Origin of the sequence: Acidovorax sp., from assembly GCF_016783915.1 — a bacterium.
Taxonomy (GTDB): Bacteria; Pseudomonadota; Gammaproteobacteria; order Burkholderiales; family Burkholderiaceae_C; genus Acidovorax.
In genome coordinates, this window is record NZ_JADHVT010000010.1 from 18,439 (window position 1) to 30,915 (window position 12,477).

The window sequence follows — 12,477 nt, forward strand, 5'->3', positions numbered from 1 at the left end:
AAATAACCAATTGGTCTAATATAGAAACAATTGGTTTCAACTGCTCAGCGAGCGGTGTGAAACGCCACTTCCACCCCTCACAGGCAGCTCTACATGGACCCCACCGTCGTCTCCGAATACCGCCCCCACCTCGTCGCCATTTCGTTTGCTTTGGCGTTCATTGGTTCGCTGATCGCGCTGATGGTCACTCGCCGCATCCGCCACACGGACGGCTCGCTCAACCGCGCAGCTGCCGTAACAGCGGGTGTGGCACTGGGCGGCATTGGGGTGTGGTCCATGCACTTTGTGGGCATGGTGGCGCTGCGGCTGGATGTAGCCAGCAGTTACGGCATCGTCGAAAGCGCTGTGTCGCTGGTGGCTGCCGTGGCCTGCACCTCGGCAGCACTCATTGTGGTGTCCAGGGCACCCCGGGAGCCGGCACGCATTCTGGGCGCAGGACTGCTGCTGGGCCTGGGCGTGGCGGGCATGCATTACCTTGGCATGTACGGCATGAAGATTGGCGGCTACATCAACTGGGACCTGCGCACCGTGGCCCTGTCGGTGCTGATCGCGGTGGCAGCAGGCACAGCCGCCTTGTGGCTGGCTTTCAATACCCGCCGCCTGGGCAGCCGCGTGGGCGCAGCCCTGCTGATGGCTGCCGCAGTTTGCGCCATGCACTACACCGGCATGGGTGCTGCCGAATTCATTTGCACCACCCCCAACCGCTTTGCCACCGTGCAGGGCATCGGGCTGGTGAGCTCGCTGGGCCTCGGCCCCATCGTGGCCGCCTGCGCATTTGCCATGGCTGTGCTGATTTCGGTGGACCTGTATGTGCAGTGGATGCAACGCTCCATTGGGCAGCAGCGCCGCCGCACGACCTGAACCACGCAAAGCTCGCGCGAAACAAGGGCTGTACCAGGGTGGATTCGGCCAACTCTTCAATAAGATGGCGGCCATGATCACCCTGCACCACCTCGAAACCTCGCGCTCGCAGCGCATCCTTTGGCTGCTGGAAGAGCTGGGCCTGCCCTACGAGCTCAAGATCTACGCGCGCGACAAGGCCACCAAGCTGGCACCGCCTGCGCTCAAGGCCATTCACCCCCTGGGCAAGTCGCCAGTCATCACCGATGGTGACGAAGTGATTGCCGAATCGGGCGCCATCATCGAGTACCTGGCCGAAACCTATGGCGAGCAGACCCGTGGTGACCTGGCCCACCTGCAGCCCGCACCCCGCACTGCAGAGCACCGCCAGTGCCGCTTCTGGATGCACTATGCCGAGGGCTCGCTGATGAACTGGCTGGTGATGAAGCTGGTGTTCAAGGCCATCCCCACCCAGCCCATGCCGTTCTTCGTGAAGCCCATCGCGCGTGCCCTGTGTGGCACGGTGCAGCAAAAGCTCATCGACCCCAACGTGGATACAGCGCTCGCGTTCATTGAGCAACACCTGGGCACCCACCGCTGGTTTGCGGGGGAGCACCTGACCATGGCGGACTTTCAGATGAGCTTTGCGGTGGAGGCGCTGATGTCCCGCGCCAACGATGCGAGCCGCTGTCCACACCTGCAGGCTTACCTGGAGCGCATGCACGCACGCCCCGCCTACCAGCGCGGCATCGCCAAGGGCGGGCCGGTGGTGATCCAGACCTGACCTCACACAACGAACCCAAGCCACATGACCCACTACGCCATCCTGTTTGTGTGCATGGGCAACATCTGCCGCAGCCCCACGGCCCACGGCGTGTTCCGCCACAAGCTCATTGACAGCGGCCTGGCGCACAGCGTGCAGGTGGACTCGGCGGGCACACACAACTACCACCCCGGCGAGCCGCCCGACACCCGCACCCAGCGCCATGCATCGCAGCGCGGCTATGACCTGTCGGACCTGCGGGCCCGGCAGATCACGGATGCGGACTTTGCCCACTACGACCTGATCCTGGCCATGGACTGGGACAACCTGGCGCTGGCACAGGACCTGTGCCCGCCCGCGCACACGCACAAGCTGCGGCGCATGACGGAGTTCTGCCTGCAGTTCGACAGCCCGGTGGTGCCTGACCCGTACTACGGCGGCAGCCAGGGGTTTGAGGAGGTGCTGGACCTGGTGGAAGACGCGTGCGAAGGGCTGCTCAGGCATGTGCAGCGGCAGCTGCAGGCGCAGGTGCCACCGATGAAGCGCTGACCTCCGGGACTACCCGAGCTACCGCACGCCGCACACCAGGGCGCCGGGGTCGTTGTGCGCCTGCTCGCGGTCGTTCTTGGCCTGGGCCACTTCCATGTCGCGCGGCAGGGTCACGCCGTTTTTGACGGCCAGGATCTCGGCCATCACGCTCACTGCGATTTCGGGGGGCGTCTTGCTGCCGATGTAGATGCCGATGGGCCCACGCAGGCGTTGCAGGCTGGCTTCGGTCTGGTCAAAGTGCTCGATCATGCGGGCCCGCCGCGCCTCGTTGTTGCGGCGCGAGCCGATGCCACCCACGTAGAACGCCTCGGTGCTCAAAGCCTCCAGCAGCGCCAGATCGTCCAGCTTGGGGTCGTGCGTGAGGGCCACCACGCAGGTGCGGCGATCGGGCTTGAAGGCCAGCACCACATCGTCGGGCATGTCGCTCACCACCGTGGCGCCCGGCACGCTCCAGCTGCCCCGGTACTCCTCGCGCGGGTCGCACACCGTCACGGCAAAGCCGTTGAACAAGGCCATGGTGGCCAGGTACTCGGTGAGCTGCCCCGCCCCGATCAGCAGCATGCGGTACTCGGGCCCGAAGGTGTTGGTGAGCTGCTGTGCATCCACCTTCAGATCCTCGGGTGCCTGCGTAGGCGCCAAGGTCACGGCGCCATCGGACAGGCGCACGGTGCGCTGCACCAGGCGCCCGGCGGCCAGCTGGGCAATCAAATCGGCCAGCAGCGCGGGATCTGGGTCGTATTCCAGCAGCAGCTCCAGCGTGCCGCCACAGGGCAGGCCAAAGCGGTGGGCTTCGTCGGCGCTGATACCGTATTTGACAAACGATGGCGGCCCGCTGGGGATGCGGTGCTCGGCACCGTCTGCCGCAGCGCCCGCCTGGGCATAGGCGCGGGTATGGCGGTCGATCAGGTCGTCCTCAATGCACCCGCCTGACACCGAACCCACCACCGCGCCGTCTTCGCACAGCGCCATGATCGAACCCACCGGCCGGGGCGACGAGCCCCAGGTGCGCACCACCGTGGCCAGCAGCGCACGGCGCCCTGCGGCACGCCAGCCCTGCAGCGTGCGCAGCACGACGACGTCCAAATTTTCCATGACTCACTTCCTTCCGGTACCCATAGCACTCAGCCCCGATTGAACCACCAGGCCAGCAGTACGAGTGCCGCCACGCCAACACCCCACATCCACGCAGGGATACCGCCGCCCTGGGTGGCACTCCCCCCTTCCACGGTGCCTGGCTGGGTGATGGCATCGGCACTGGCTGCTGCATCTGCCGGGGGTGCTTCAGCGCGCGGAAAGCGGCGCTGCATCTCGTCGTCAAACCGCTTGAAGAAGTCCTCGGCCATGCTCTTGGCGGCGCCGTCGATCAGGCGCTGGCCCAGCTGCGCGATCTTTCCGCCCACGGAGGCATGCACGGTGTAATGCAGCTCGCAGCTGGCCTGCCCCGCCGCATCGGCAGGCAACGGCACCAACTTGACCTGGGCATTGCCCTTGCCAAAGCCCGCCACGCCGCCGGAGCCATCGAAGGCGATGTTGTAGCTCTCGGGCGGCACGATGTCGGACAGCGTGATCTTGCCGGCGAACTTGGCCGACACGGGCCCGATCTTGAGCGCCATGGCCACCGAATACTGGTTCTCGGCCGTGGGCTCGACCTTGTCGCAGCCGGGAATGCACAGCTTGAGCACCTCGGGGTCGTTGAGCGCCTCCCAGGCCTGTTGCTGGCTGACGGCAAGGGTTCGGCTGGCTTGCATTTCCATGGTGGGTCCTCTCGGTCTTCAATTGGTGTGGATGTTGTGGGAGTTCAATCGGTCCGCTGCATGGCTGGGCTCGATGCGGTGCGGGGCCGCGTCCTCATTGCCGCAGCACGCTTGCCAGGCTGGTCGCCAGGTCCTTCAGGTGGCTCAGGTTGTGCACGGCCACCATGCCGTGGGCCTGGCGGTGCAAGGCCGACGCGCCGCGTGCCGTGGGGGCATACCCTTCGTAGCGCAGCAGCGGGTTGAGCCACAGCAGGCGGCCACAGTGGCGGCGCAGCCAGGCCAGCTCACGCTCCAGCACCTCGGGGGTGCCCGTGTCGAGCCCGTCGCTGATCAGCAGCACCAGCGTGCGCCGCCCCACCAGGCGCCGCGCGTGCTGCAAGCGCAACTGGCCCAGGCTGTCGCCCATGCGGGTGCCGCCCGCAAAGTCGGTGATGGCATGGCTGGCCGTCTCCAGCATGGCGTCGGTGTCGGCCAACCGGAAGGCGGGCGTGAGGTCGGTCAAGCCAGTGCCAAACGCAAACACATCACGGCGCACGGCGGCGCCGGTGTGGCGCGGTGCGGTGGCGGCGTGCAAAAAGGCCAGCAGCAACCGGGCGTAGCGCTCCATGGAGCCCGACACGTCTACCAGTACCAGTAGCGGCAGCGGTTGCTGGCGGCGCTGCAGCAAGGGGATGTGCAGCACCTCGCCCCCACTGCGCGACGCATGGTGCATGGCGCCAGGCCAGTGCGGGCGGCTGCCGCGTGCGCCCGGCCGGGTGCGGCGGGCCGCGTAGCGCGGTAACGGCAAGGACACGTCGCGCGCCAGGCGCTCCACCAGGATGTATTCGCTGGCCGAGAGCTGGTTGAAATCGGCCTGCCGCAGGCGCTGCAGGTCACTGGCCGTCATGGCGGCATCGAATTCGATCTTGTCTTCTTCGCGCGCGGGTGGTGCGTTGCGGGCTGCACGCACGGGCGCCAATGCCTCGCTCACGCGCGGGCGGCGCTTGACGGGCTCGGCTTTGGACTCTGCGCTGGGCAGCATCTGGGCCAGCAGCTTTTGCGCCACGTTGGGGTTGCGAAAGTAGGCGTCGAACAGCTCTCGGAACACCATGCGGTCTTGCTCGCGGCTGACCAGCACGGCCTCCAGTGCGGCGCTGAAGTCGTCGCGCTGCAAACCCACCAACATCACCGCCTGCTGGGCCAGCGCCATGCGGGCAGCGTCCACCCGCACGCCAGCGCGGCGCAGCGTGCGGCCAAAACCGCTCAGGTTGTCGGCCAACTTGCCAACGCGGGCATCGCCGAGTTGAGAGAACATTGCGCCCTCGGCCATCGGGCGGTTCTCATGCATCGGTGTCGGCGGGCTGCAGCAACTGCACAGCCATGTCGCGGGTGAGCGCCGCGACATCCTCACGCTGCTTGAACAGGATGCCTGCCGTGTCGGACACCACTTCAGGGTCCACCACAATAGTATCCAGCGCCACCAGCGCCTTGGCCCATTCCACGCTCTCGGCGATGCCTGGTGCGCGCTGAAACGCGTTGACAAACGGCTGGCTGCGCAGCCGGCCCACAAACTCCGCCACCTGCACGGCCAGCGTCTCGCTGGCGCCGGGCACCTGTGCGCGCACGATGGCCAGCTCGCGCTCACGCTCGGGGTAGTCCAGCCAGTGGTACAGGCAGCGGCGCTTGACGGCGTCGTGCAGGTCGCGCGTGCGGTTGCTGGTGAGGAGGGTGACCGGCGTGGCCGTGGCGCGCACGGTGCCGATCTCGGGGATGCTCACCTGGTACTCGCCCAGGTACTCGAGCAAAAAGGCCTCGAAGGGCTCGTCGGCACGGTCCACCTCGTCAATCAACAGCACGGCGCCAGGCGCTGGCGCCTGCAGTGCCTGCAGCAAGGGGCGACGGATGAGGTAGCGGTCCTGGTACACCTCGCGCTCCACCTGCGCCATGTCGGCACTGCCTTTGCCTTCTGCAGCCCGCATGTGCAAGAGCTGGGCGGCGTAATTCCATTCGTACAGCGCCTCGCGCTGCTCCAAGCCGTCGTAGCACTGCAGGCGTATCAGGCTGCGCGACAGCACTTCCGAGAGGGCTTTGGCCAGCGCCGTTTTGCCCACGCCGGGCTCGCCCTCCAGCAGCAAAGGCCGCTGCAGCTTGAGGGCCAGAAACACCGCTGTGGCCAGGCGCCGGTCCGCAAAGTAGCCCACGCTTTGCAAGGCCTGCACCAAGGCGTCGATGGAAGCCGGAACCGGCGCGGCGTTCAACGAGTTCATTGCTATCCAATTCATAGCTGCTAGCGCATATTTTTCTAGCGCTTGCAGCCAATTTCACTCAAAAGCCCACCACCGGGTGCCGCACCACGGTGGTGGGGTCGGCTTCACTTCATCCCAGCATCTGCTGTACAGCGCGCTGCGTTTGCACGCTGATGAGGTTGGCGCGGTAGGCGGCACTGGCGTGGATGTCGGCGTTGAGATCGTTCGCGTCGATCTTCACGCTGGCAGCCGACTGCGGCGTGAAACTCTGGTTGAGCGCCGCCTCCAGCCCTGCATGGCGGAACACGCTGCTGGCCGCACCGGTGACGGCCACGCGCACGCCGCTGTCGGTCTGCGCCACAAACACCCCCACCAGCGAGAAGCGCGATGCCGCCTGCTTGAACTTCATGTACACAGCGCGTTTCGGGATCGGGAAGCGGATGGCTGTGATGATCTCGCCCTCCTCCAGCGCCGTGGTGTACATGCCCACAAAGAAGTCATCGGCCTTGATCTCGCGCTGGTTGGTGATGACGGTGGCGCCCAGGCCCAACACCGCGCTGGGGTAGCAGGCGGCAGGGTCGTTGTTGGCCACCGAGCCCCCCAGCGTGCCGCGTGCGCGCACCTGGCGGTCACCGATGTGTGCGGCCAGATCGGCCAGCGCAGGGATCGCAGATTTCACTTCCGCACTGGATGCCACGTCGGCATGGCGCGTCATGGCGCCGATGACCAGCGCGTTGCCCTCGCGGCGGATGCCCGCCAGTTCGGCAATGCTGTTCAGGTCTACGATCTTTTCGGGGTTGGCCAGGCGCAGCCGCATGGACGGCAACAGGCTTTGCCCGCCCGCGAGCAGCTTGCCGCCCTGGGCAATGAGCTGCGCGGCAGCTGCGGTGGAGGAAGGAGCCTCAAAGGTGAATGCGTACATGGTGGGTCTCCTTATGCCTTGGCGTTTTGAATCGCTTCCCACACGCGATGGGGTGAAGCGGGCATGTCGAACTCCTTCACGCCCAGTGGTCGCAGTGCATCCAGCACGGCGTTAATGACGGCCGGTGGTGAGCCGATGGCCCCCGCCTCGCCGCAGCCCTTGGTGCCCAGCGGGTTGTGGGTGCAGGGCGTGCACACATGACCCAGCTTGAACTCAGGGAAGTCATCGGCACGCGGCATCGCGTAGTCCATGAAGCTGCCGGTGAGCAGCTGGCCGGTCTCGCGGTCGTACACGCAGTTCTCCATCATTGCCTGGCCAATACCTTGCACCAGGCCGCCATGCACCTGACCTTCCACGATCATGGGGTTGATGATGGTGCCGAAGTCGTCCACGGCCGTGAACTTGTCCACCCTTGTACTACCGGTGGCGGGGTCTACCTCGACCTCGCAGATGTAGGTGCCTGCAGGGAAGGTGAAGTTGGTGGGGTCGTAGAACGCGGTTTCGTTCAGGCCCGGCTCCAACACGTCCAGCGGGTAGTTGTGGGGCACATACGCCGCCAGCGACACCTGGCCGAACGGGATCTTCTTGTCGGTGCCACGCACGGTGAACTCGCCGTTGGCAAAGTCGATGTCGGCGTCGCTCGCCTCCATCAGGTGCGCGGCAATCTTCTTGGCCTTGGCCTCGATCTTGTCCAGCGCCTTCATGATGGCCGCGCCGCCCACGCTGATGGAACGCGAGCCATAGGTGCCCATGCCAAAAGGCACGCGGCCCGTGTCGCCGTGCACGATGTCCACGTTCTCCACCGGGATGCCCAGGCGCGCCGCCACCACCTGCGCAAAGGTGGTCTCATGGCCCTGGCCGTGGCTGTGCGAGCCGGTAAAGACCGTCACGCTGCCCGTGGGGTGCACGCGCACCTCGCCGCACTCAAACAGCCCAGCGCGTGCGCCCAGGGCGCCCGCGATGTTGGACGGCGCGATGCCGCAGGCCTCGATGTAAGACGAGTAGCCCACGCCCCGCAGCAGCCCCTTGGCCGCGCTGGCGGCCTTGCGTTGCTCGAAGCCCGCCACGTCGGCCAGCTTGTTCGCTCCATCCATGCAGGCCTGGAAATCGCCGGTGTCGTACTGCAGCGCCACCGGCGTCTGGTAAGGGAAGGCCTTGATGAAGTTGCGGCGGCGGATCTCGTCCTGCGCAAGCCCCATCTCCCACGCACAACGCGTGACCAGGCGCTCCAGCAGGTAGGTCGCCTCGGGGCGACCCGCGCCCCGGTAGGCATCCACCGGCGCGGTGTTGGTGAACCACGAATCCACCTCCACATACACCTGGGGGGTGCTGTACTGGCCGGCCAGCAGCGTGGCGTACAGGATGGTGGGTACAGCGCTGGCAAAGGTGCTGAGATAGGCGCCCAGGTTGGCGTGGGTGTGCACACGCAACGCCAGAAACTTGCCGTCCTTGTCCATCGCCATTTCGGCGTGGCTCACATGGTCGCGGCCGTGGGCGTCGCTCAGGAACGCCTCGCTGCGGTCGGCCACCCACTTGATGTTGCGGTTGAGCTTTTTGGAGGCCCAGGTCAGGCACACGTCTTCGGCGTACAGATAGATCTTGGAGCCGAAGCCACCGCCCACATCGGGTGCAATCACGCGCACCTTGTGCTCGGGCAGGCCCATCACAAACGCGGTCATGAGCAGGCGCTCGACGTGCGGGTTCTGGTTGCTGACGTACAGCGTGTATTCATCGCTGGCCCGGTTGTAGCTGCCGATGGCCGCGCGTGGCTCCATGGCATTGGGGATCAGACGGTTGTTGATCAGGTCGAGCTTGGTGACATGCGCTGCGTTGGCAAACGCTGCGTCCACACCGCCCTTGTCGCCAATGGCCCACTTGAAGCAATGGTTGTCTGGGGCGATGTCATGCAGCGCCGCGCCCGCCACGGCGCCCGACGCGGCATCGGCCACATTGACCACTGCGGGCAGCACGTCGTAGTCCACCTCTACCAGCTCGGCCGCATCGCGCGCCTGCTGCTGGGTCAGCGCCACCACCATGGCCACGTGGTCGCCCACGTAGCGCACCTTGCCCTGGGCCAGGATGGGGTGCGGCGGCTCCTTCATGGGCTGGCCGTCGGTGCTGGTGATGAGCCAGCCGCAGGGCAGGCCGTTGATGTTGTCGGCGGCCACATCGGCGCCGACGAACACGCCCAGCACACCAGGCGCAGCCTTGGCAGCATCTACGCTGATGCTGTTGATCTTGGCGTGGGCGTGCGGCGAGCGCACAAACACGGCATGGCTTTGCGCAGCCAGCACCACGTCGTCGGTGTATTGGCCCGCGCCGGTCAGGAAGCGGTAGTCTTCCTTGCGCTTGAGCGATTCGCCGATGTGCGGCAGCTTGGAAAAGTCGGATGCACCCATGGTCTTGTCTCCTTGGATTTTTCTGGCGTTGGGACGGCGGACGCGCTCAGGCGCCGGCCATGGCCTTCTGGCCAACCTGCACTGCGCGCACGATGTTCTGGTAGCCGGTGCAGCGGCAGATGTTGCCTTCCAGCAGCTCGCGGATCTCGCCTTCGCTGGCGTTGGGGTGGTTCTTGCACAGGTCCACGGCGCTCATCACCATGCCCGGGGTGCAGAAGCCGCACTGCAGGCCATGGCACTCCTTGAATGCGGCCTGCATGGGGTGCATGGTGCCGTCAGGGGTGGCCATGCCCTCAATGGTGGTCACCTCGGCCCCTTGAGCCTGCACCGCCAGCATGGCGCAGGATTTGACGGCCCGGCCGTTCACATGCACCGTACACGCCCCGCACTGGCTGGTGTCGCAACCCACATGGGTGCCGGTGAGCAGCAGGTGCTCTCGCAGCGCATGCACAAGCAGGGTATTGGGGGGAACGTCAACACTGGCAGCGCGCCCGTTGACCGTGAACTGGACTTGCATCTGGCTGTCTCCTGGAATGGTTTTGGCTGGACTGACCTCGCGCATCATCTGCCGCGCCCCACCACCCATCCCTAGGGACAACCCTAGATTTTCCGAGCCCCTGGCTGGATATTCTCAAAATGAAACATGCTGCACTGCACACCGGCGCATCATGCAGACTTCCAGGAGTTATTCACCATGCTGATCTCCGCGCCCCACCCCGCTGCTGACCGCCACGCGCTGATTGCGCAGGCGCGCCAGAGCCTGCTGACGGACGGTGCTGCGCCCGCGCGCGCCGAGGTGGAGCCCTGGATTGCGCGGTCCTGGCAGCGCTGCCTGGCGCGCGGGCTGGAGCCCGCACGGCGGGTTGCTTTTGACGCCGTCAGTGCCGCCTCGCTACGGCACAGCCAGGATCAGAACCACCACCTGCTGCGCGCGGCCCGACCGGTGCTGGAGCAGCTGACCCGGGCCATTGCGGGCATGCGCTACTTCGCCATGCTGACCGACGCCCGCGGCATCGTGGTCGATGTGCAGGGCCATTGTGATCAGAGCGACCCCCGTGCCAGTGCCATCGGCCGCGTGGGCATTGACCTGTCGGAAGCCGCCGTGGGCACCACCGCCATCGGCGCAGCCCTGGCGGAGCTGCAGCCGGTGTGGCTGCACCGGGGCGAGCATTTTTTTGACGACAACAGCAGCTACAGCTGCGCTGGCGCGCCGCTGTTCGATCCCCAGGGCCAATGCGTGGGCATGCTGGACCTGACGGGCGTGGATGTGCCCGAACGGCCCGAGCTGCGCCACCTGGTGGCCCGGTCGGCCCGCGCCATGGAAGACGCACTGCTGCTGCAGCTGCCGCACGCCCTGCTGCTGCGCGTGAACTGGCCGGGCTGCCCACTGGGCGGTGAAGGCGACGGCCTGCTGACGCTGGACGCCGATGGCTGCGTGGTGGGCGCCAACAGCATGGCCCGCCAACTGGTGCCGCAGCCCCTGCGCGCGCCCGGCCTGCCCGGCGCCCGCACCCACTGCAGCGACCTGCTGGCCATGCCCTGGACCATGCTGTTCGACGCGGCCCGCCAGCAGCGCAGGGAGCCGCTGGATTTGCCGCTGTGGTCGGGCCTGCGGCTGCATGCCCTGGCACAGCTGCCCGCACACGCCCGCAACGTGGGCGACACCCACACGGCGGCGGTGCCAGGTATTGCACCGGCGCCCGCCCCGCTGCGCGAGGCCGAAGTCGCGATGATCCGCCGCGCGGTGCAGGAAGCGCGCGGCAACGTGGCCGAGGCGGCGCGCGCGCTGGGCATCAGCCGCGCCACGGTGTACCGCAAGCTGAGCGCCCCCAAAGGCGGGTGACGGGCCCGCGACGCTGCCCACACCGCCGTGCAAGCGACCGGCGACTTCATTTCAAGCCTTTTTGGCCGATAGCGCTAGTGCAATAAGCCTGAGCAGCTATCAAATAAGTAGCAAACCAATCACCCAATCAACCGAGGCGCCTCGGGCCGCTCAGGCACGCGGCCGGCGCAGGCCCACCACGGGCTGCGCACTGCGCCGCTGCTGGCGTTCCAGCGCTCCGTCAGCGGCGGCTTTCAGCAGCCGCTGGAACGACGGGCACTGGGCATGGCTCTCGGCCGGGCAGGCGGCTGCATGCCGCAGGCCGTTGCTCATGGCCTTGAGGCGCTTGACCATGGTGTCGAGTTCGTCGGCCTTGGCCGATAGCAGCTGCCGATCGATGTACGGCTCGCCACTGGGCAAGAACATTGACCGGATGTCGTCCAGCGAGAACCCGGCCCATTGCCCCAGCGCAATCAGCGCAAGCTGGTCCATAACGCCGGGCGCAAACCTTCGGAGCTCGCCGTGTTGCCCCAACTACTGGATCAAGCCCTTCTCTTCGTAATACCGCAGCGTGGACGCCCGCAGCCCGGAGCGTTTGGCGACTTCGGCAATGTCCATGAAAAAACCTCTTGACCTCAAGTTGACTTGAACTTCTATATTCCTTTCAAAACCTTCTTCCGTCAACTTTCCGAGGTCTTTTGATGACTCTCTCACTGCAAGACATTCCCCTCGCCGTGCTCCTGGGCATCGGCGCCACCGCCGTCATGGATGCCTGGCTGTTGCTGCTCAAAAGGCTGGGGGTGCCCACGCTCAACTTCGCCTTCATCGGCCGCTGGGTAGGCCACCTGGTGCGCGGCCAGATCGCCCACGCCGCCATCGCCAAGGCGGCTCCGGTGCGCGGCGAGCTGGCCTGGGGCTGGCTCACGCACTACGCCGTGGGCGTGGCCTTTGCCGGGGTGTTGCTGTCCCTGCAGGGCGCCGCCTGGGTCCACAGCCCCACCCTGTGGCCCGCGCTGGCCGTGGGCATGGGCACCGTGGCGGCGCCGCTCTTGGTCATGCAGCCTGCCATGGGCTCGGGCTTTGCGGCATCGCGCACGCCCACCCCGCTCAAGAACTGCCTGCGCAGCCTGGCCAACCACACCGTGTTTGGCCTGGGCCTGTATCTCTCCGCGCTGGTCATCGCACTGATTTCACGATGACCTC

At 66.4% G+C, this 12,477-nt stretch carries 12 protein-coding genes and 1 pseudogene; 5 read left to right on the forward strand and 8 right to left on the reverse strand.

Going from position 1 to position 12,477, the window contains the following annotated elements:
- Window positions 1-93 precede the first annotated feature (93 nt).
- The 3 genes from ISS20_RS03925 (at window position 94) to ISS20_RS03935 (ending at window position 2,152) form a co-directional block, all read left to right on the forward strand.
- Complete coding sequence (locus tag ISS20_RS03925; protein WP_291433891.1) at window positions 94-861, forward strand: MHYT domain-containing protein; 768 nt, start codon at window positions 94-96, stop codon at window positions 859-861.
- 73 nt (window positions 862-934) lie between these two features.
- On the forward strand, window positions 935-1,624 hold the full coding sequence (locus ISS20_RS03930) for a glutathione S-transferase (protein ID WP_291433893.1): 690 nt from the start codon (window positions 935-937) through the stop codon (window positions 1,622-1,624).
- 24 nt (window positions 1,625-1,648) lie between these two features.
- Window positions 1,649-2,152 (forward strand): low molecular weight protein-tyrosine-phosphatase, encoded by a 504-nt coding sequence (locus tag ISS20_RS03935; RefSeq protein WP_291433895.1) that lies wholly within the window; start codon window positions 1,649-1,651, stop codon window positions 2,150-2,152.
- Window positions 2,153-2,170: 18 nt separating this feature from the next.
- Here ISS20_RS03935 and ISS20_RS03940 read toward each other — a convergent pair whose 3' ends face one another.
- From ISS20_RS03940 to ISS20_RS03970, 7 genes are all read right to left on the reverse strand, one after another.
- On the reverse strand, window positions 2,171-3,244 hold the full coding sequence (locus tag ISS20_RS03940; protein WP_291433896.1) for an XdhC family protein: 1,074 nt from the start codon (window positions 3,242-3,244) through the stop codon (window positions 2,171-2,173).
- Window positions 3,245-3,273: 29 nt separating this feature from the next.
- Window positions 3,274-3,906 carry a CoxG family protein gene (locus tag ISS20_RS03945; protein ID WP_291433897.1) on the reverse strand — a complete coding sequence of 211 codons (633 nt, stop codon included), beginning with the start codon at window positions 3,904-3,906 and terminating at the stop codon, window positions 3,274-3,276.
- 94 nt (window positions 3,907-4,000) lie between these two features.
- Window positions 4,001-5,215, reverse strand: a complete 1,215-nt coding sequence (locus ISS20_RS03950; RefSeq protein WP_291433972.1) for a VWA domain-containing protein — start codon at window positions 5,213-5,215, stop codon at window positions 4,001-4,003.
- 10 nt (window positions 5,216-5,225) lie between these two features.
- Entirely contained in the window at window positions 5,226-6,152 is a 927-nt protein-coding gene (locus ISS20_RS03955; RefSeq protein ID WP_291433898.1) for a MoxR family ATPase, read from the reverse strand.
- Window positions 6,153-6,261: 109 nt separating this feature from the next.
- Window positions 6,262-7,053 carry a xanthine dehydrogenase family protein subunit M gene (locus ISS20_RS03960; RefSeq protein WP_291433900.1) on the reverse strand — a complete coding sequence of 264 codons (792 nt, stop codon included), beginning with the start codon at window positions 7,051-7,053 and terminating at the stop codon, window positions 6,262-6,264.
- An 11-nt stretch (window positions 7,054-7,064) separates the two neighbouring features.
- Entirely contained in the window at window positions 7,065-9,452 is a 2,388-nt protein-coding gene (locus tag ISS20_RS03965) for a xanthine dehydrogenase family protein molybdopterin-binding subunit (RefSeq protein WP_291433902.1), read from the reverse strand.
- Between the two features lie 46 nt (window positions 9,453-9,498).
- Window positions 9,499-9,969: a (2Fe-2S)-binding protein gene (locus tag ISS20_RS03970; protein WP_056748178.1), complete on the reverse strand. Its 471-nt coding sequence runs from the start codon at window positions 9,967-9,969 to the stop codon at window positions 9,499-9,501.
- A gap of 177 nt (window positions 9,970-10,146) precedes the next feature.
- Between ISS20_RS03970 and ISS20_RS03975 the strand changes: the two genes are divergently transcribed.
- Window positions 10,147-11,295: a helix-turn-helix domain-containing protein gene (locus ISS20_RS03975; protein ID WP_291433909.1), complete on the forward strand. Its 1,149-nt coding sequence runs from the start codon at window positions 10,147-10,149 to the stop codon at window positions 11,293-11,295.
- A 150-nt stretch (window positions 11,296-11,445) separates the two neighbouring features.
- On the opposite strand, the pseudogene ISS20_RS03980 reads toward ISS20_RS03975, so the two are convergent.
- Window positions 11,446-11,892 (reverse strand): annotated as a pseudogene (locus tag ISS20_RS03980) (helix-turn-helix domain-containing protein).
- A gap of 83 nt (window positions 11,893-11,975) precedes the next feature.
- On the opposite strand from ISS20_RS03980, the gene ISS20_RS03985 reads away from it, so the two are divergent.
- Entirely contained in the window at window positions 11,976-12,473 is a 498-nt protein-coding gene (locus ISS20_RS03985; protein WP_291433911.1) for a DUF2938 domain-containing protein, read from the forward strand.
- The last annotated feature ends 4 nt before the right edge of the window (window positions 12,474-12,477 follow it).